The sequence below is a fragment of the Rhizobium sp. C4 genome (assembly GCF_021026315.1).
Classification (GTDB): Bacteria; Pseudomonadota; Alphaproteobacteria; order Rhizobiales; family Rhizobiaceae; genus Ensifer_A.
The window spans coordinates 278,399-298,468 of record NZ_JAJNCX010000006.1; the positions used below are offsets into that span (position 1 = coordinate 278,399).

Sequence of the window (20,070 nt, forward strand, 5' to 3'; positions counted from 1 at the left end):
CTTCCTATTCGACAGCAAGCCGAAGGATGTTCTCCTCCGAAAGTTCATGGCGTTCGAGCACGCCGGAGACACGCCCCCGGCTCATGACCATCACGCGGCTCGAAACGCCGATCACCTCCTCCATGTCCGAGGAGATCATCAGGAGCGCGGCACCCTGAGCTGCCAGCCGGCGCATCAGGTGGTAGACCTCTGCCTTGGCGCCGACATCGATGCCGCGGGTCGGCTCGTCGAGAATGATCACCCTCGGCCGTGTCACGAGCCATTTGGCCAGCACGATCTTCTGCTGGTTGCCGCCGGAGAGTTCGCCGGCGGGCCGGTCAAGCCGCGGCGCCTTGATGGCAAATTCCCGCCGCGCATGGTCGGCAAGCGCAAGCTCGGCATCACGGTCGACCAGTCCATATCGGGAAAGCGTCGCAAGACTTGGCGCGGCGATGTTCCCGGCAACAGAGAAGTCGAGAAACAGGCCCTCCGACTTCCGGTCTTCGGGGACGAGGCAGATCCCCGCCTTGATCGCCTCGATGACCGAACCGGGCGGCACCGGCGTTCCCGAGACCTCGACCGTCCCCGCCTCCGGCCGATCGACGCCGAAGATGGCACGCGCGAGCTCGCTGCGCCCTGCCCCCACCAGCCCCGCAAGGCCGAGGATTTCGCCTCCGCGCAAGGCAAGATCGACCGGTTCGTGGGGATAGGTGCGGGTCCGAAGGCCCTTGGTTTCCAGCACGATTGCACCTGCCGGCTCCGTCGCGGTCTCGTAAAATTGCGACACGTCGCGGCCGATCATCAGCCGCACCATGGCATTCTTGTTGATGTCGGCCGGGGCAAGCTCGCCGGCATTTCCCCCATCGCGCAGGCCGACGACGCGATCGGCGACGTCCGCCACCTCGCCCAGGCGATGCGTGATGAACAGGATCGCGACACCATCGTCGCGCAGCAGCCGGATGACCTTCATGAGCCGCTGCGTCTCCGACAGGGTGAGGCTGGATGTCGGTTCATCCAGGATGAGCAGGCGGACATTGATGGAGAGCGCGCGCGCAATTTCCAGCAATTGCTGGTCGGCCAGCGACAGGCCGGAGACGGGATCGCCTGGACCAAACCGGGTTCCGAGCATTTCCAGAAGCGGGCGGACGCGCGCCTCCATCGCCTTGCGGTCAATGAGGCCAAGCATGCCCTTTCGCATCTCGCGGCCGAGGAGGACATTGGCGGTCACATCGAGATTGGTGAACGGGTTGAGCTCCTGGTGAACGAAGGCGATGCCGTGCTCGACGGCGCGCGCCGGTGTGAGGTCCGAAATGTCGGCCCCGTCGATGACGATGCGGCCCCCGTCCGGGGCGATGACGCCGCCCAGAACCTTCATCAGCGTCGACTTGCCGGCGCCGTTTTCCCCGATCAGGCCGACGACCTCACCGCCACGAATGCTCAGTGAAACATTGCTCAGGGCAATCACGCCCGGATAGACCTTGGTGACGCCGACGAGATCAAGCGAAATGGGCTTCTTGACGTGAGGCATGCGCGCTCCCGGGCTCAAATTCATGAGCCTGCGCGCAACACGCGTTTGCGCGCAGGACAACCTCATGGAGACCGGCGCATCAGCCGCCGATCCGCGCCTTCAGCTCGGCCGCGAAGGCGTCGACATTGCCCTTGTCGATCACCTTGGTTGGCACGATGATCAGCCCGTTCTGCGGGACCTTCGACTTGTCGCCCTCCAAATAGGCCGCCATCAGCTTCATGCCCTGATAGCCCCACTGATAGGGGTCCTGAACGACCGTCCCGGCAAAGGACCCGTCCTTGACCGCACCCAGCGTGATCGGATCTTCATCGAAGGCCACGACCGTGATCTTGCCGAGCTTGCCGGCAGCCTGCAGGGCTTCGTAGATCTTGGGCGGATTGTAGGAATAGAACCCGACCATGCAGTTGATGTCCGGCTTGGCGGCCAGCACGTCATCGACATTGGAACGGGCCCGGGGGAAGTCGACGTCGTCGCCGCGAACGTCGACCAGCTCGATGCCCTTGCCCTCGACGGCCTTCTTGAAGCCGGCGATGCGCTCCTTCGCATTGTCGGCCCCGAGGAACCCGACGAAACCCATGCACTTGCCACCCTTGGGCAGCGCCTTCACGGCAATCTCGCCGGCCTGAACGCCGGCATCCGTGTTGGACGAGCCGAGATAGGCGATACGCTTGGATTGCGGCGCATCGCTGTCGGTGGTGAACAGCGGCACCTGCGCCGCAATCCGGTTGAAGGCGTCGATCGAGTTCTTCGGATCGGCCGACGAGATCATGATGGCGTCCGTGCCGGCGGCAACCAGATCGTCCATCAGTGCATTCTGCAGGGCTGCCGTCCCCTGTGCAGGGTAGCGGAATTGCAGTTCATAGCCCGGCAGCTCTTTCTGCGCGGCCTTGACGCCGGCTTCGGCAAGCTTCCAGAAGTCAGAGGCCGCATTGACGACGAAAGCCAGTGCCGGCTTGTCGGCGGCAACCGCGGTTGTGGCACTCAGCGCGAGCGCCGCAAGGGCAGAAATTCCGATGATTTTCTTCATGATGTCCTCCCACGGTCCGCTCCTCCAGACCGCAATTGTCAGGTTGAAGATAACGTTCCGGAGCGTGGAACCTCTACGCTCCGGAACGTCCGTATTGAGCGGCGCTGGATCGATGTGGGCCGATCGCCCCGCCCGGAGGCTTCAGTTCTTCTCGCAGAAGCCCGGCGCTTCGGCCGTGCAGACGTCGAGACCGGTGAAAAGCGGATCTTCGACCTTCTCGCCCTTGATCAGCTGGATCATCACGTCAGGCGCGCGATAGCCCATTTCGAAAGGCCGCTGCCCGATCTGGGCGTGGCTGCGTCCCTCGCGGAAGGCCTGTGTCTGCGGCGGCAGCGTGTCGCCGGCGATGATCACGAGCTTCTTCGATTTCAGCTTGTCCATCACCTGGTTGGTCACCTGCGTGTAGGCCTGCGGAGCAAACTGCGCCCAGCCGCCGATCAGAATGAAGGCGTCAAGGTCGGCATGCGCCGTGAAGACATCCGACATCTGCTGGTTGGCCAGGTCGGCCTGGTCGTTGGTGAAGACGGGGCAGCCCTCGATTTCCTTCCAGCCGTTCTGGCCGGTCAGCCTGTCGACATTCTTCGCGCCGGCAATGGTGTCACGGAAGCCCTGCGCACGGGCATTGATGTTGGCTGCGGCAACGTTGCCGAGCTGGAGGCAGACTGTGCCGCCCTTGGCCTTGAGCGCCTTGGCCTGCTCGGCCATCTTCACACCCATCAGGTAGTTGTCCGTGCCGAGATAGGTCTTGCGCAGCTTGCGGTCAGGCTCAAGGAAATCCGCGTCGATTGTCATGACCGGAACCTTGGGCGCGATTTCGCGAATGCGGTTGGCCATGGCCGGCGCATTCGACGGCGAGATCGCGATCGCTGCAACGCCCTTGGTCAGCAGATCGTCGACGATCTGGACCTCGCCAGCCTCATCGGCCGACGACGCCGGCCCGGTGTAGAGGCATTTGTATTCGCTGTCGGCATGTTCCGAGAGCCATTTCTTGCAACCTAGATTGATCTGTTCGAAGAACGGGTTGTCCAGTCCCTTGACCACGATGGCGAGGGTCTTCTTGTCCGCCGCGCCGGCGTCACCGACATAGAGCGCGACCGCCGAGAGGGCGGTGATTGCCAGATATTTGAATTTCATTGCACTTCTCCTCCTTTGCAACAGCCGACGAAGGAAGCGTCCTCAGCCGGGATACCAGACGATGCGCGGGTCTCCCTCCCCGCGCCGGTATTTCCATGCACGTTCGACGAGCTCTTCGAGATCGACGGAAGGGTTCCAGCCCAGCACCTTGCGGGCCTTGGTGTTGTCGAGCCAGTTGCTGTGGAACGGTGTCTGGACATCGAGGCCCTCCAGCCTCTCCTTCCTCCCCAGCAACGGAGCCAGCGCGCCGTAATCGACCGGCTCGTTCATCGCGATATTGAACAGTTCGCCATAGGCTGCCGGGTTATCCAGCGAGAGCAGAATGGCCTCCACGAGATCATCGACGTGGACGAAGTTCCGCTTCAGGAAGTCTCCGGTGACATCCTTCATGACGGGGTAGTAGCCACCGCGCCGGACACGCTCGAGCGTCACCTCGTCGATCAGCGTCTCCCATGCCGGACCACCGAACTGCGTGTCGTCCAGCCTGAGCGCATAGCGGAAGTCGTCCTTCTCCATGATCCACGGCGCCCGCAGCGTCGTCACCGTGAGCCCGTACTGGATCGCGTATTGCTCCAGCATCACCTCTTCCAGAACCTTGGTCAGCGCATAGCTGCCCTGATAGGCGCGGCGCGGCGCCTCCTCGGTGATCGGAGCCCGGTAATCCTGAAACATATGGCCGACGACACAATCGCCGCTGAGCAGCACGAACTGACGCGCATCGCCGGAAACGCGAAACCGTTCGAGCAGCAGATAGAGGCCCTTCAGCGCCACATCGATGGCAAGGTCGGGCATTTCCTTGACGGCCGCCAGATGCAACACATGCGTCACGCCGTCGAGCGCCTCGGCAATGACACCGTCATCGGACATCGACCCGCGGACCACGCTGACGCGATCGCCTGCGTCGATGACCCGGTTGTTGCACAGGGCAACCACGTCCCAGCTGGAAAACCGCGGCGCATTCAGGAAGGCGGGCAGAAAGACCTGGCCCACTTTTCCAGCCGCACCTGTCACCAGCAGCCTCATCCGTCCCCCCTGATCATTTTCTCTTATTGGTTGAGATATTTATTTACTAATAATATTAAGTCAAGCTATTATTAAATTAGTTATTGCGCATGACGGAAGGACGCGGCGGGAGGAGACGCCTCGTTCTTTTCAAAAAAATGGGGAGGTGCCGCGCATGTCGAGGCTGGTTTTGTCGGGAATATCGAAGAGTTACGGTGCCATCCAGGCGCTGACGTCGGTCTCCCTTTCGCTGGAGCCGGGAGAGGTTCTGGGGCTGATGGGAGACAATGGAGCGGGCAAGAGCACGCTGGTGAAAATCATCGCCGGCAACTTCGCCCCATCCGCCGGAGAGCTGAAAATCGACGGAAAACCGGTGGTTTTCCACAAGCCCAAGGACGCTCAGAGGGAAGGCATCGAGGTCGTCTATCAGGACCTCGCGCTGTGCGACAATCTCTCGGCAGCCTCCAACGTCTTCCTGGGCCGCGAGCCCATGAACCGCCTTGGCCCGCTCAGATATGTCGACTATCGCCAGATGAACGAGGTTGCGGCCGATCTCTTCAAGCAGCTGAAATCGGAGACGCGCCCGCGCGACCTCGTCCGGAAAATGTCCGGCGGCCAGCGCCAGGCGGTAGCCATTGCCCGCACCCTTCTCTCAAAACCCAAGATTGTGATGATGGATGAACCGACTGCGGCCATCTCGGTGCGGCAGGTGCATGAAGTGCTGGAACTGATCCATCGCCTGCGCGACCAGGGCATCACCGTCATCCTGATTTCCCACCGCATGCCGGACGTGTTCAGCGTTGCCGACAGGATCACGGTGCTGCGGCGCGGCCAGCTCGTCGCCAACAAGGCCGCCGCCCGCTCGTCGCCCGAAGAGGTGACGGGACTGATCACCGGCGCGATCGAGGCTGCATAGGGAGACACGGCAATGACGACAATCGAAGACGCAATTGCTCGAAGCGAGCACAAGAACCTTCTGGCCCGCACCACAAACCTGCAGCTTTTCTGGGTGTTCATGGCCGCCGTCGTGGCCTGCCTGGCCCTCACCCTGCTGACCGATACATTCGCGACCGAACGCAACCTCTTCAACGTCGCGCGAAACTTCGCCTTCGTCGGCATCATCGCCATCGGCATGACCACCGTGATTGCTTCCGGCGGGATCGACCTTTCCGTCGGCTCCTCGGTGGTGCTGAGCGCCATGGTGATCAGTGTCCTCATGGCCGGCGGCATGGGCTTCTGGCTCGCCGCTCCCCTTGCTCTCGGGACAACACTGCTCGTCGGGCTCCTGAACGGCGTGCTCATCGCCTACGGCGGCATGCCAGCCTTCGTGGTCACGCTCGGCACGCTCTCGGGCGTCCGTTCGCTCGCCATGGTCCTTTCCGACAACAAGATGATGTGGGAATTCGGCCCCGACCATAACCTTCTGCTCTGGGTCGGCGGCGGCTCGACATTGGGCATCCCCCACCCGCTCTATGCGCTCGCTCTCCTTGCCGTCATCGTCTCGCTGGCGTTCAAATGGACCCGCTGGGGACAGTATGTCTTCGCGATTGGCGGCAATGAAAACGCCGCGGTCCTCACCGGCATCCCGGTCAGGCGCATCAAGGTCAGCATCTACATGTTCTCCGCCTTCACCGCCGGCGTCGCAGGCATCCTGATGGCGGGATGGCTCGGCAGCGTGACGACCAATCTCGGCCAGGCGATGGAACTGACGGTGATTGCAGCGGCCGTCATCGGCGGTGCCAATCTGGCCGGCGGCGAAGGGACGGCAGTCGGTGCCGTGCTGGGCGCGCTGTTGATAGAGGTCATTCGCAACTCGATGATCCTGTTGGGTATCTCGACATTCTGGCAGGGAATGTTCATAGGTACCTTCATCATAGTTGCCGTGGCGTTCGACCGTATCAGGCATTTCAGGTCATGAATGATGTCATGCATGACAGTCGACTGTGGCATTGGTCATGGAGAATGTATTGAAACCGACGATGATGGATGTCGCCGCGCGAGCGGGCGTCTCGCAGGCGACAGTCTCACTCATTCTCAATGGCAGTTCCGGAGCGCGTTTCAGTGCAGCGACACGCAAGCGCGTCTTTGACGCCGCCGCGGAACTCGGCTACCGCCTCTCCAATCGAACCGCCTCCGCCAACGGCAATGGCAACAAGGTCATCGTTTTCGTGGTCGACGAGCTGACGACCGACCCCTGGATGTCGCTCGCCTATGAAGGCGCCCGCCAGAAGGCCCTGGAACTCGGCATGCTGGTGACGCTCGGCGTCTATCGCAAGGACGAGGACCCGCAGGAGGCCGTCTTCTCGATCTGCGAGAGCCAGACGCTTGTCGGCTACGTCTTCGGCACGATCCTGACCCGCAAGGTGGAGCCGCCCGAGGCGCTGTTTCGCACGCCCTCGGTTCTCGTCAACTGCTACGACCAGCAGCGCCGCCTCCCCTCGATCATCCCCGGCGACGTCGCCGGCGGACGCGCGGCAACGGAGCGGATGATCCGCAACGGACGCCGGCGCATCGCCCTGATCAATGGCCAGGAAGGCCTCGACAATCCGCGCGATCGTCTTCACGGTTACAAGCAGGCGCTCGCCAGCAACGACCTCGCCTTCGATCCGAAGCTCGTTCACTACGGCAACTGGGAACCATCGTCGGGCTATGAAAAGACCCACGAACTGATGAAGCTCCAGAATCCGCCGGATGGCATCTTCTGCGCCAACGACCTGATGGCCATCGGCTGCATCGAGGCACTGAAGGAACTCGGCAAGACCGTTCCGGGAGACGTCGCCGTCGTCGGCTTCGACAATCGCGACATCGCGCAGTTTACCCGCCCACCCCTGACGACCTTCCACCTGCCCATGTACGAGATGGGGGCCATGGCTGTCGAACTGATCGTGGACATGGCCGGCGGGCTGAACAGTTCGCACGACCAGCTGAAGGTGGAATGCGCACTCGTCGAGCGTGCCTCCGGCTGACAGAGCCCCTGCCCGCCGGAAGAAATGCAGTCGTTCGGCCCAACCCTGACGGACGACGCCAGTGGCCATGAAAATCATGCCTCCGAAACGACCCGCTTCATGATCTGAGCCGGGCAAATCTCCCCTATTGTCCCATCATTGAATGCTGCAAGCCGGGCTTTTCACGGAATTTGCGGCTGTTTATTAATATTATTATTGACGAGCGCCACCTTCAGCATTTTAATTGTCCTACAAATGAATTTTGCGGGATGGAAAAGCGGCGTGTCCAAAGACGAGATGCAGGTCACTGCGGGTGTGCGCCCGGCAGTCATCCGCCCGACCTCGCAGTCGGCCGTCGATGAGCTTGTCGCCAAGATCCGCGGGCTGATTTCCGAGCGGGGACTGGGCGTCGGCGACAACCTTCCGACCGAGCGCGAGCTCTGCGAACATTTCCAGACGAGCCGCAACACGGTCCGCGAGGCGATGCGCATCCTGAAGGCCTATGGCATCGTCACGGTGCGCCCCAAGGTCGGCGCCACCATCATCGACGACCGCATGGAACGGGCGCTCGATCTCTTCGCCTTCAACACGCTTGAGGTGTCGCGCGCCACATTCACCGACATCCAGGGCTTCCGCGGCCTGCTGGAAGTGGCCTCGGTGGACTCGCTGCTCGAACGGATCACCGCGGAAGACATTGCCGACCTGACCCGGGTCAACAATGAACTCCAGGGCGCCGAAACGGCCATCGACGCCTCCGAAGTCGACTTCCGGTTTCACACGCGGCTGATCGAGGTTCTCGGCAACAAGGCGGTGCTCGACGTCTACAAGATCATGAAACCTGTAATCCTGAAGATCATGGTGCGCGGCAAGACGCGCCGGACCTTCTCGACCACCACCCTGTCGGAACATGCGGAGATCATCGCCGCGCTCCAGGCACGCGACCGCGTCGCCTACCAGTACAGGATGAAGACCCATCTCCAGGCGGGTTTCCCGCATTTCGGAGAGTAGCGGGTCAGGAATACTGCCGGAGGGAGGAGGCCCTCCTGCAGTGACATGAGACGCGCGCATTGGGTGGCGTCTGCCAAAGCGGGCACCGGGAGGGTGCCAAGGAGGAGGAACAAATGAAACTGAAGGCTCTATTGATTTCGACGGCGGCGGCTGTCGTTCTGGGTGCGGGCATGTCGCATGCCGGCCCCAAGGTCGTCTCTGGCCCGGGCGCCGAGCCCAAGTGCTTCGCGCCGTGGGGCGCGGACACCAAGTACATGCAGTGGGAAAAGAAGAAGGGCCCCTTCAAGGTCGCCATCGTCAACGGTTTCGTCGGCAACACCTGGCGCATCCAGATGATCAAGACCGCCAAGGCCTATGCCGAGGACCCGGCCGTCAAGGGCAAGATTGCCGAGTTCAAGGTCGTCTCGACCGGCACGGACGCACCGGCCCAGCTGGGCGCGATCGAGGATTTCATCAACCAGGGCTATGACGCCATCGTCACGATCGCTGTCGCACCGGACGGCTTCGACCGCGTGATCCGCCTCGCCGACAAGAACAATGTCGTGCTGGTTCCCTTCGACAACGTGCTCGACACCGACAAGGTCATGCAGGTGAACGAGAACCAGCTCGAAATGGGCCGCAAGTGGGGCCAGTTCGCGCTCGACGAACTGCATGCCAAGGGCGTCAAGGGCGGCAAGATCCTCGAGGTCCGCGGCCTGCCCGGAAACTCCGTTGACCGCGACCGCTCGGTTGGCATCAACGAGGTCTTCAAGAAGGATGGCGGCAAGTGGGAAATGGTCTCCGTCGTCGGCAACTGGGATGATGGCACCACGCAGAAGGTTGTCGCCGACGCGATTGCCGTTCACGGCAAGTTCGACGCCGTCGTCGGCCAGGGCGGCTCCAACGGCGTCATCCAGGCGCTCAAGGATGCCAAGCATCCGTGGGTGCCGATTGCCGGCGAATCCGAAAACGGCTTCCGCAAGGCCATCGCCGAGCACTCTGCCGATGGCCTGAAGGGCATTTCCATCGGCCAGTCGCCGGGTCTGGTGGCCATTGCGATGAAGGCGGCGATCTCCGCGCTCGAAGGCAATGTCATGCCGCAGCTCATCTCGGTGCCGCTGCCGGTCGCCACCTACAAGGAACTGAAGGACGGCCAGAACTACTGGTCCAATCTTCCGGACAACTTCTTCACCGTCAACGAGTTCCCGCCCTGCGGCGTGAACATCTCGGGCCCCGCCATCATGGCGCAGACCGAGTCAAACACGAAGTAAGCCCAGACCTGACATGAAGCATGCCGGTTGCGGCCGGCATGCCTTCATCCGGCTGCCCCGTCGATCCGGCGGGCGCGGACGGTCGAGCAAACTATGGTCAACTTGACCCGGAGGAGTAGGCATCGTGAATGACAGTCCCCGTGCGGGTGTTCCGATTATCGAATTGCGCGGCATTTCCAAGTCCTTCTCGGGCGCAAGGGCGCTGAAGGACGTCGACTTTGCCTGCCGCAGCGGCAGCACCCACGCCATTCTCGGCGAGAACGGCGCCGGCAAGTCGACGCTGATCAAGATCATGTCCGGGGTGCTGCAGCCCGACACCGGCGCGATGTATCTCAACGGCCAGCAGGTGCGGTTTCGCTCGCCCTCCGAGGCCGCGAAATCCGGGATCGTCTGCATCTTCCAGGAACTGTCGCTGATGCCCGACCTGACGGTCGCGGACAATATCTCGATTTCCGATCCGCCGCGCCGCTTCGGGCTGATCGACGGGCGCGCGCAACGACGCCGCGCCGAAGCGCTTCTCGCCCGCATCAAATGCGAGGACGTGAACCCCAACGCACTGGTGCGCGATCTTTCCCTTTCGCGCCGGCAGATGGTGGAAATCGCCAAGGCCTTGGGCATGAACCCGACGGTGCTGATCCTCGACGAGGCGACCTCGGCGCTGACAAGCCGCGACGTCGAAACCGTCTACGGGCTGCTGGGCGACCTGAAGAACGAGAATGTCGCCTCGCTCTTCATCTCCCACCGCATGCACGAGGTCGAGCGTCTGTGCGACACGCTGTCCGTCTTCCGAAACGGCAGCCATGTCGACACATTCGCAAAGGGCGAACGCTCACCGGCAGAAATTGTTCGCATGATGATCGGCCGCGACGTCGAGGCGCATTTCCCGCCGAAGCCGGAACCGCGCCAGGCCGCCCCCAATTTCGAGATCGAGAACCTTTCCTGGGAAAACCGGCTGAAAGGCGTCAATCTCAGCGTCGGCAAGGGCGAAATCGTCGGCCTCGGCGGGCTCGACGGCCAGGGACAGAAGGAATTGCTGCTTGCCCTCTTCGGCGTCCTCCGCGGCGTCGGCGGCCAGGTGAAGGCCGCCGGAACCACCATTTCGCCCTCCTCGCCCTATGCCGCCAAGACCGGCACGACACGCATCGCCCTCGTTCCCGAAGACCGGAAGACGGAAGGGCTGATGCTGCCCATGTCGATTGCCGACAACCTGCTGGCCGCCTCCTTCGACAAGGTCTCAAGCGGCCCCTTCATCGACAGCGGCAAGGAAAAGGCCGCCGTGGAAGACGGCATCCGCAAGCTGCAGATCAAGATTAACAAGGCGACGGACGCCGTGGCGACGCTTTCGGGCGGCAACCAGCAGAAGGTCGTGATCGCCAAATGGCTGATGACCGAACCGGACGTCATTCTCTTGAACGATCCGACCCGCGGCATCGATGTCGGCACGAAGCAGGAAATCTACAAGCTGATGCGCGAACTGGCCGACGAGGGGAAGGCGATCCTCTTCTATTCGACGGACTATGCCGAACTGGTCGGCTGCTGCGACCGTGTCGCCGTGATGTATGACGGGGCGATCACGACGGAACTGAGTGGCGAGGCCATCAACGAGGAAGCCATCGTGTCGGCGTCCCTCAACATCAACACCCAGTCGGCGGCATGAGGGCAGGCATGGACAATATCAGGAATGCTCTCGCCACCAGCTTCCGCCAAAGCCGCGCCTTCTATGGCGCGCTGGCGCTGCTGCTGGTCATCTATCTGGTCTACAACATCCTTCATCCGCACGGATTTTCATCGGCCGTGCTGGTCCAGAATGCCAACGAGACGGCGGCCATCGCCTTTCTCGCCATGGCGCAGACCGTGCCTGTCCTTCTCGGCGGTCTCGATCTCAGCGTCGGCGCGGTAATGACCTTGACCTCCTGCATTGCCTCCGAACTCGTCCACGGCTCTCCCGCCGCAATCCTGTTCGGCATGTTCGTCACGCTGCTTTCGGGCACGGCCTTCGGCCTGATGAACGGCATCATCGTCGTCTATGGGCGGCTGCAGCCGATCATCGTCACACTGGCGACGGGCGCCACTGCGATCGGCATTGCCCTCTTCATCCGCCCCAAGCCCGGCGGCGAGATCGACGCCGATCTCAACTGGGCCGCCACCAACAGCCTTCGCGACCTTGTCGATACCTATCATCTGTTCGACCCGGATGCGGCATGGTTTGCGCCGGTCTCCTGGATACCGGTGCCGCTGATCACATTGCTGGTCGTCGCCTTCGCGGTCTGGATCCCGTTCCGCAAGTCCGTCACCGGACGCACGGTCTATGCCATCGGCTCGGCGGAAGGCGCGGCCTACATGTCCGGCCTTCCGATCAACCGCGCCAAGATTGCAGCCTTTGCGCTCGCCGGTTTCTTTGCCGCCTGCGGCGGGCTTTATCTGGCAATCCAGACCTCGTCGGGCAATGCCGACGTGATGCAGGCCGGCGCCTATACGCTGAATTCCATCGCTGCCGTGGTGCTGGGCGGCACCTCGCTTCTCGGCGGCATCGGCGGCGCCATCGCGTCCCTGGTCGGCGCCTGCATCCTGCGCGTCATTTCCTTCTATTTCCGGATTGTTTCGATCGATCCGCTGCTGCAGCCGCTCATTGAAGGCATCGTGCTGCTCGCAGCCGTCAGCCTCGGCGCACTGCGCACGCTTCGGGTCAAGAACAATCTGGACCTCTTTCGCTAGGTGATGTGATGAACAGTTTCCTTTCCAGTATCCGGCCCGAGAACAAGCCGATCGCCGTCGCTTCGCTGTTCATCGTCATCATCCTGCTGATCGGGACCGGCTATACGCTGAGCGTGCAGGGTTCGGCGCCGCTGCTGTCGCCCAACTATCTGCTGCAGCAATTGCAGACCGGATCGTTCCTCGGCATCGTGGCGGCGGGGATGATGATGGTCATCCTGCTCGGCCATATCGACCTCTCCGTGCCGTGGACGCTCACGGCATCCGCCATGATGGCGGCAAGCGTCGGCGGCGACATGGCCTTGCCCACCGGCATCGCGGTCGGTCTCGCAGTGGGGCTCGTCAACGGCCTGGGCATCGCCTATCTGCGCATCCCCTCGATGATCTTCACGCTGGGGGTCGATTCCGTCCTGCGCGGCCTCATGGTCGCCCACACAGGCGGCTTCGCGCCGCAGGACCAGGCAACACCACTCATGCGCTTTCTCGCCGCCGAACGGCTCTTCGGCATCCCGGTCGCGATCTTCGTCTGGGCCTTCGTTTCGATCTGCATCGCGCTCATCCTCACCCGCACGAGCTTCGGGCGATCGATCTATGCGACGGGCAACCGCGAGAGTGCGGCCTATCTCTCGGGCATTCGCACCCGCATGGTCATCATCGGCGCCTTCATGGTTTCGGGCGTCTGCGCGGCCATCGCCGGCGTGCTTCTGGCCGGGTATTCGGCCAAGGCCTATCAGGGCATGGGGCTTCCCTATCTTCTGCCGGCAATCGCCGCCGTCGTGCTGGGCGGCACCCGCATTCTCGGCGGACAGGGCCGCTATGTCGGCACGCTGGTCGGCGTGGTGCTGATCGTTCTCCTCAACTCCGTGCTCTCGATCATGCAGATGCCCGAGGCAGGCCGGCAGATCATCTACGGCGCCGTCATCATCAGCATGCTGCTCGTCTACGGCCGCGGCGTGAAGGTGGCGTCCTGAACCGGAAAGACGACAAGACATGCCCGGCACCGACGCACCACATTCCTCGACCCGATTGATGTCACCGCACGCGGCAGCGGACGATGACCAACACCAAACGCAACTGCCCGAAGGGAGCAAGCCATGACCAAGCGGAAAACGCCCGCCGACCTGAGGTCCCGCTACTGGTTTTCCAATCCCGATGATCCCGAGATGACCGCGCTCTATCTCGAGCGCTATGTCAATTACGGGCTCACCCGCGAGGAACTGCAATCGGGCCGGCCCATCATCGGCATTGCCCAGACGGGTTCCGACCTCTCGCCCTGCAACCGGCATCATATCGAGCTTGCCAAGCGGGTGCGCGACGGCATCATCGCCAGCGGCGGGGTGCCATTCGAAATCCCCGTGCACCCGATCCAGGAAACCGGCAAGCGGCCGACGGCGATGCTCGACCGCAACCTCGCCTATCTCGGACTGGTCGAGGCGCTGTTCGGCTACCCGATCGATGGCGTGGTCCTGACCATCGGCTGCGACAAGACCACCCCGGCCCTGCTGATGGCCGCCGCCACCGTCGACATTCCGGCCATCGCCTTCTCCGTCGGCCCGATGCTGAACGGCTATTTCCAGGGCAACCGCACGGGCTCCGGCACGATCATCTGGAAAGCCCGCGAGCTGCGGGCCGAAGGCAAGATCGATGACGAGCAGTTCACCGAACTGGTCACGTCATCGGCCCCTTCCGTCGGCTATTGCAACACGATGGGGACGGCCTCCACCATGAACTCGCTGGCCGAGGCCGTGGGCATGCAGCTGCCGGGATCTGCCGCCATTCCGGCCCCCAAGCGCGAACGCGGCCAGATGGCCTATGCGACAGGACGGCGGATCGTCGACATGGTGTGGGAAGACCTGAAGCCCTCCGACATCATGACACGGCAGGCCTTCGAGAACGTCATTGCGGTCAATTCCGCCCTCGGCGGCTCGACCAATGCGCCGATCCACTTCAACGCGATTGCCCGCCACGTCGGCGTCGAGCTGAACAACGATGACTGGCAGGCGATCGGGCATCACATTCCGCTGCTGACCAATCTTCAGCCGGCGGGCGAATATCTCGCCGAGGATTTCCACCTCGCCGGCGGCGTCCCCTCGCTGATCGGCGAACTGCTCAACGCCGGGCTCATTCCGCATCCGGACGTGATCACCGCCAATGGCCGGACACTGCGCGAAAACTGCGAAGGCCGGCAGAGCGAGGACACGGCCGTGATCCGGCCGGTCACCAGCCCGTTGAAGGAGAAAGCCGGCTTCATCAACATGAAGGGCAACCTCTTCGACAGCGCCATCATGAAAACCTCGGTGATCTCGCCGGAATTTCGTCAGCGCTATCTCGAAAACCCCAACGATCCGGAAGCCTTCGAGGGCCGCGCCATCGTCTTCGACGGCCCGGAGCATTTTCATCACACGATCGACGATCCGGAACTCGGCATCGACGAACACTCGGTCCTCGTCATGCGCGGCACCGGGCCGCTGGGCTATCCGGGCGGCGCGGAAGTGGTCAACATGCGCCCGCCAAGCTACCTGCTGGCCAGGGGCATCACCGCCCTGCCCTGCATCGGCGACGGAAGGCAGTCGGGAACCTCCGCCTCGCCATCGATCCTCAATGCCTCGCCCGAAGCGGCGGCGGGTGGCGGGCTTGCACTCCTGCAGAATGGCGACCGCATCCGCGTCGATCTCAGGACATGCCGGGTGGAGGCTCTGGTTCCGGACGAGGAATGGCGCGCGCGGGCGGAGGCGCTTGCCGCCGCCGGCGGCTACAAGGTGCCGGAAAGCCAGTCGCCATGGCAGAAGTATTTCCGCGCGCTGGCGGGGCCCTTTGCCGAAGGCATGGTGCTGAAAGGGGCAACGGAGTTTCGCGGCATCGCCGCCAGGCACGTTCCGCGCAACAACCACTGAGATCGGCCGCCTCAGGCGCTTCCGCCTGGCCGCACGGGTGTCAGTCTGCGGCTTGGCCCGAGCGGGCGGCATGGTGGCGGGCGAGCTGGGCCCTGTCGTCCACGGTGGAGCAAATCACGGCAACGACGATGCCGATACAGGCCCCGGCCACGGTGTCGAAGACGCGTTCCGCCACCATGGTGGCGCCATCGGCACCATTCGAGGCGAGATGCGCCATCAACAATGCCAGCGGCGTGATGAAGATCTGGCCAAGCGCGTAATTCGCGCCGATGACCATTTCGATGACGAATTGCAGGCAGACCACCAGCGCGATCACGGTCCAGACGGACGGCCCCTGCGTCAGGATGATCCAGACAAGGCCGGCACCCAGCACCGTGCCGGCCATGCGCTGCAGGGCCCGGTTCATGCTGATATGCAGATGCGTGCCCTGCATGACCGCGAGCGACCCGAGCGCCGCCCAGCCGGGATGGGAAGATCCGAAGGCATGCGCGGCGAAGACGGCAATCGCCGCCCCCAGGCTGATGCGACCGGCAGCAATGAGACGATGGGGCAGCGGCCGCACCGGCTCGATGGGCGTCGGCGCGCCGGGCGGGGCGGCATGGCGCAGCCTCTCGCCGGCGACACAGATCAGCCAGGCGAGCGCGCCCGAAACGACCATCGCAAGCCCGCGCTCTCCCACCTCCTGCCAGGAGGCGACATCGCCCATGGCTGCACCGGCGGCAAAGACAAAGATGAGAGCACCGGGCGGCCCCAGCCTCGCCGTGTTGACCACGAAGAAGAAGAAGCCGCAGGCGAAGGCCAGGAGCCCGAGCCTGACGGGCATCGCCGCCCCGAGCCGGGACGCGACGGACATGCCGACGACGCCAACGATCAGCCAGAATGCGCAGGTCAGAACCACCCGTCCACGCTGCCCCTCGGGTGCGAAACGGCCGAAAAGCACCGCAAGCGCCCCCAGCGCCGCAACACCCGCAAGCTGCGGCCATGGCGAGACAAGCCAGGAAACAAGCGTGATCGCCGAGGCAAGCGACGCCTGAACCCCGACGAGGACCGAATTGCGGTCCCAAGCCCGGATGTTCACGGCGAGACTTTCGCGGAACTGATGTGGCTTGACCAGATGCCCAGCCGCATCGAGACGGCGGACGGCAAGAGACGACGCTTCCGCGTCATCGCCGGAGGATTGAAACTCGCTCAAGACGGCTCCCCTTCGTTCTGCCGCGCCTGCACGACCAGCAACCGCTCTTCGATCAGCGCGAACTGCTCCAGCATGCGGGCAAGTTCCGCATCGGAAATATCCTGCAGGAATTCCGCCTCGGCCTCGGAGAGCGCACGGCGAATTTCGACCACGCGAGCCCGCCCTGCCTCGGTGAGGAAAACCAGCCGGGCACGAGCGTCCGCCGCATCCGTGCGCCGTTCCACCAGACCCTGCCGTGAGAGAATGTCGAGCAGGCGCACGAGACTGGAGCCATCCAGCCCCACCAGCGCCGCCAGCTCCTTCTGCGTCACGCCATCGCCGGATTCATGCAGATGAACCAGAGGCACCCATGTCGCACCAGAAAGCCCCGACGCCACCAGATGCGCATCCAGCGCCCGCCGCCAGCGCCGCGCCAGCATCGAAAAGCGCACACCGAAGCGCGCGCGGGGAAGTTCGGAAGGATTTGTCATGCCAGTCCGATAGCGGAATTTAATTTGAATTGCAATGCAAATTAAATTTGCGCGAAGATTCGATCCATCGGGGACGATGAATCACGGCGGCGAAGCCTCACAAAGCGCGGATCAACCGGGGCGAATTCAGCGAAACCCGCCGGGTTCTCTCAACCTTGCTTCCATGGATGACCGACACAAAGAAGTTCAACGAGAATCTGGTTGATCTGCCAGGAGAAAGAGTGGGCAAGAATGCTAACGGCGTTGGCCGAGCTGCTCGGCAAACACTATGACTGCAGCAGCGGAAGGCCTTTTTGGAATCTTTTGATGCCGAACGCGTGAAGAACTGGAGCGACCTTGTCGCCGCTTTGGAGGAATTGCCTGCGCTGCGCGGTCAAGCCCGACGCCCAAGGCGTCCTTTTCTCCCGCCTGATCGATACATGGCGGCGCGCCAGCGCCGACACCAAGGCCAAGTTCGTCGAGCACATTCACGAGCGACTAGCAGGCGTTGTGATCGAGAACCTGCCGTGGGCGAAGCTGATCGAGCGCTACGACCGGCCCGGCATGCTCTTCTATCTCGATCCGCCATACTGGGGGCACGAGGAAGACTACGGCCCTGGCGTGTTCGGTAGAGGAGACTTCGAGGAAGGTTCATCTTATCTTTGAACGCGGTTCAAGGCGTCTTCGAAACATTCCGCGCCTTCAAGATCGAGGAGGTTGATTGCACATATTCCGTGAGTGGCGGGTTGGTAAAAAGGTCCGTGAAGTGGTTATATCCCAAGCCTGAAAGCACCCACGCACGGCGCAAGCTTATCGAGATCACGCGCAACGGATCAGCGCCGATTGCCGAAGATGGCGTGAAGCGGATTGGCGAACTCTATCGGATCGAAGCCGAGTTGCGCGGTCTCGATCCCCAGGCGCGGCTGGCTGGACGGCGCGAACGATCTGCGCCGCTGGTGGCAGACATGCAGACTTGGCTCATCCATCACCGCGCTCGTGTCGCGACAAAATCCCCGCTCGGCGAAGCCCTGGCCTACATTGCCAAATACTGGGACGGTCTCCAGCTCTTCCTGACCGACGGACGCATCGAGATCGACAACAACAGCGTCGAGCGGACCATCAGACCGATTGCTCTCAACCGCAAGAACGCGCTGTTTGCCGGGCACGATGCGGGAGCCGAGAACTGGGCCACCATCGCTTCGCTCATCGAGACCTGCAAGCTCAATGCGGTTGATCCGTTTGCCTATATGACCGCCACGCTCACTGCCATCGTCAACGGCCACAAGCAAAGCCGGATCGATGAGTTGCTGCCTTGGAGCTATTCCGCCATATAGTCTAAATCTCACCTTCGACCGCCGTTGGCCCCGAAAGGCAAGCTGGCTCGAACTTTATAGGCCCTTCGAACTGATCCTTAAGGATTGGTGTTTACCTGTAATTTTCAACCAAAGCGTTCAGAGGCATTTTGATGATCAGTGGGATTATTAGTCGGACGGGTGCGGTCCCAGCGAATTACGCATTGATGCTTTTGGGCATTCTGTTTTTCCCAATACAGTTTATCGCGATGTCGTTTGCACGAAAGCGGCGGCTTACGGGCGAAACATGGGAGCAGTCTCATTACACGTTGCAATATCGAACCGCTGCCGTGACTCTTTGGGCCGAAGGCGGACTTTTTCTAATAGGCATGGCTTTGATGCTCTCTGTCTCACCTAAAGACTCTCACGAAACTATCCACCTGCAACTCTGGCTCATCATTATTCGATGCGCCAAGTTTGCGGTTTTTGGTTGGCTGATCGTTCGTGCTATTCGAGGCTTGTTCTTGGCCGGGTCGCAATCGACCATAATTCATCCGAGGTCGTATACGATCTGGCCGCTTTAGATGTCTCAGTTTAGGTCAACCAGAGCCAGACGAAGTTCGCTAGCGGGCGGGCGTTTTAGAGTTTTCCGAGACAAGATGGGCTCAGCACATCGCTTACCATCCAACTATGCTCACCTGACACCCAGAATGGCACCCCAGCGCATCCACGCACGGAATTCCCGTCGGAGATAAAGACGTAAATATCTGTAATTATTAAGGAAAAATGGTAGCGGAGGAGGGATTCGAACCCCCGACACAAGGATTATGATTCCTCTTCCGAGAATTTTCGAATCCTTTACAACAACCTCAAAATAATCCTTAAATCCTTGACAATAAAAGACTTATGCCCAATATAAGAATTCATCGACGCTCTTGTAAGGATTGAATCCTTGAGGTGAAGTCGGTACCAATACGGTACAAGGATTCGTAGAAAATGGTCATTCGAGATGCGTTGACAAGTTCTCACTTGCTGGATGCCTTTCGTCTCGCTGAAGACGGCAAGACGAAACTTCAGGAGTGGTCTGATGTCCGCGAGCCCGGACTTCGGCTGCGCGTTAGGAAGTACAATGCGACGTGGATATTAAAATTTAAGGACCACACGGTGACGCTCGGCCCGGCGCGCCGCTGGAATGTTGTTCAAGCTCGTTCGACCGCATCGCATGTGCGCGGGATGCTCAAATCTGGCCTCGATCCTCGACCGTGGATTGACGCTCGGCTGGCCGGGGCATCTGCGGAAGAGGCCGCTGGTGTTGTCCTGCGCCGTGAGGGCAAAGAACGAAATGAGTGGACTCTTCTCGTACTTATGCAGCGCTATCGTGATGAACACATTAAAGTTGGTCGCGTTGTGAATACCGTTCGTAGACCCCCTTCTCCGAACACGCTGAACGATGTTGACGTGATGATGCGTCAGCAGCCATTTCTCGATATTGCCGCTCGACTAGAGGGGCATCCTACCTGATTGAATCGACTGGGCTATGCAAATCAGCGTCTGTCTGATTCTTATGACACCCTCTGGATGGAGGTGGCTGAGATGTCGAAGGCTTTGTCGATGGATTTGCGGGTTCGGGTTCTTGCAGCGGTTTCACAGGGCCTTTC

Annotated in this window: 17 protein-coding genes and 1 pseudogene; 12 read left to right on the top strand and 6 right to left on the bottom strand. The window is 61.8% G+C overall.

The window, feature by feature from the left end; genetic code table 11:
• Positions 1–4 precede the first annotated feature (4 nt).
• From LQK84_RS13305 to LQK84_RS13320, 4 genes are all read right to left on the bottom strand, one after another.
• Entirely contained in the window at positions 5–1,507 is a 1,503-nt protein-coding gene (locus tag LQK84_RS13305) for a sugar ABC transporter ATP-binding protein (protein ID WP_230829211.1), read from the bottom strand.
• A 79-nt stretch (positions 1,508–1,586) separates the two neighbouring features.
• Complete coding sequence (locus LQK84_RS13310; RefSeq protein WP_230829212.1) at positions 1,587–2,534, bottom strand: sugar-binding protein; 948 nt, start codon at positions 2,532–2,534, stop codon at positions 1,587–1,589.
• Between the two features lie 141 nt (positions 2,535–2,675).
• Positions 2,676–3,668: a substrate-binding domain-containing protein gene (locus LQK84_RS13315; protein ID WP_230829213.1), complete on the bottom strand. Its 993-nt coding sequence runs from the start codon at positions 3,666–3,668 to the stop codon at positions 2,676–2,678.
• Positions 3,669–3,710: 42 nt separating this feature from the next.
• Complete coding sequence (locus tag LQK84_RS13320) at positions 3,711–4,691, bottom strand: NAD-dependent epimerase/dehydratase family protein (protein WP_230829214.1); 981 nt, start codon at positions 4,689–4,691, stop codon at positions 3,711–3,713.
• 154 nt (positions 4,692–4,845) lie between these two features.
• Here LQK84_RS13320 and LQK84_RS13325 point away from each other — a divergent pair, with 154 nt between their 5' ends.
• The 9 genes from LQK84_RS13325 to LQK84_RS13365 all read left to right on the top strand — a co-directional run bounded on the left by LQK84_RS13325 (position 4,846) and on the right by LQK84_RS13365 (position 15,479).
• Complete coding sequence (locus LQK84_RS13325) at positions 4,846–5,586, top strand: ATP-binding cassette domain-containing protein (protein ID WP_230829215.1); 741 nt, start codon at positions 4,846–4,848, stop codon at positions 5,584–5,586.
• A 12-nt stretch (positions 5,587–5,598) separates the two neighbouring features.
• Complete coding sequence (locus LQK84_RS13330; protein WP_230829216.1) at positions 5,599–6,588, top strand: ABC transporter permease; 990 nt, start codon at positions 5,599–5,601, stop codon at positions 6,586–6,588.
• Between the two features lie 49 nt (positions 6,589–6,637).
• Positions 6,638–7,636, top strand: a complete 999-nt coding sequence (locus LQK84_RS13335) for a LacI family DNA-binding transcriptional regulator (RefSeq protein WP_230829217.1) — start codon at positions 6,638–6,640, stop codon at positions 7,634–7,636.
• Between the two features lie 261 nt (positions 7,637–7,897).
• A complete protein-coding gene (locus tag LQK84_RS13340) occupies positions 7,898–8,623 on the top strand; it encodes a FadR/GntR family transcriptional regulator (RefSeq protein WP_230829218.1) in 726 nt (241 codons plus the stop codon).
• Positions 8,624–8,736: 113 nt separating this feature from the next.
• Entirely contained in the window at positions 8,737–9,873 is a 1,137-nt protein-coding gene (locus tag LQK84_RS13345) for a sugar ABC transporter substrate-binding protein (protein ID WP_230829219.1), read from the top strand.
• Positions 9,874–9,997: 124 nt separating this feature from the next.
• The gene (locus tag LQK84_RS13350) at positions 9,998–11,530 is read left to right on the top strand and encodes a sugar ABC transporter ATP-binding protein (RefSeq protein ID WP_230829220.1); all 1,533 of its coding nucleotides are present in this window, start codon (positions 9,998–10,000) and stop codon (positions 11,528–11,530) included.
• An 8-nt stretch (positions 11,531–11,538) separates the two neighbouring features.
• Positions 11,539–12,588: an ABC transporter permease gene (locus LQK84_RS13355; RefSeq protein ID WP_230829221.1), complete on the top strand. Its 1,050-nt coding sequence runs from the start codon at positions 11,539–11,541 to the stop codon at positions 12,586–12,588.
• Between the two features lie 8 nt (positions 12,589–12,596).
• The gene (locus tag LQK84_RS13360) at positions 12,597–13,556 is read left to right on the top strand and encodes an ABC transporter permease (protein ID WP_230829222.1); all 960 of its coding nucleotides are present in this window, start codon (positions 12,597–12,599) and stop codon (positions 13,554–13,556) included.
• Between the two features lie 123 nt (positions 13,557–13,679).
• Positions 13,680–15,479, top strand: a complete 1,800-nt coding sequence (locus LQK84_RS13365) for an IlvD/Edd family dehydratase (protein WP_230829223.1) — start codon at positions 13,680–13,682, stop codon at positions 15,477–15,479.
• 40 nt (positions 15,480–15,519) lie between these two features.
• Here LQK84_RS13365 and LQK84_RS13370 read toward each other — a convergent pair whose 3' ends face one another.
• Positions 15,520–16,671 carry an FUSC family protein gene (locus tag LQK84_RS13370; RefSeq protein ID WP_230829224.1) on the bottom strand — a complete coding sequence of 384 codons (1,152 nt, stop codon included), beginning with the start codon at positions 16,669–16,671 and terminating at the stop codon, positions 15,520–15,522.
• Entirely contained in the window at positions 16,668–17,141 is a 474-nt protein-coding gene (locus LQK84_RS13375; RefSeq protein ID WP_230829225.1) for a MarR family winged helix-turn-helix transcriptional regulator, read from the bottom strand. Before LQK84_RS13375 ends, LQK84_RS13370 begins: the two co-directional genes overlap by 4 nt.
• A gap of 336 nt (positions 17,142–17,477) precedes the next feature.
• On the opposite strand from LQK84_RS13375, the gene LQK84_RS25330 reads away from it, so the two are divergent.
• From LQK84_RS25330 to LQK84_RS13390, 3 genes and pseudogenes are all read left to right on the top strand, one after another.
• Complete coding sequence (locus LQK84_RS25330) at positions 17,478–17,786, top strand: hypothetical protein (RefSeq protein WP_442966957.1); 309 nt, start codon at positions 17,478–17,480, stop codon at positions 17,784–17,786.
• Between the two features lie 128 nt (positions 17,787–17,914).
• Positions 17,915–18,454: pseudogene (gene tnpC, locus LQK84_RS13385) on the top strand (IS66 family transposase); the annotation flags it as partial.
• 954 nt (positions 18,455–19,408) lie between these two features.
• Positions 19,409–19,933, top strand: coding sequence for an integrase arm-type DNA-binding domain-containing protein (locus LQK84_RS13390; protein WP_230829226.1), 525 nt, complete (start codon positions 19,409–19,411; stop codon positions 19,931–19,933).
• Positions 19,934–20,070: the final 137 nt, after the last annotated feature.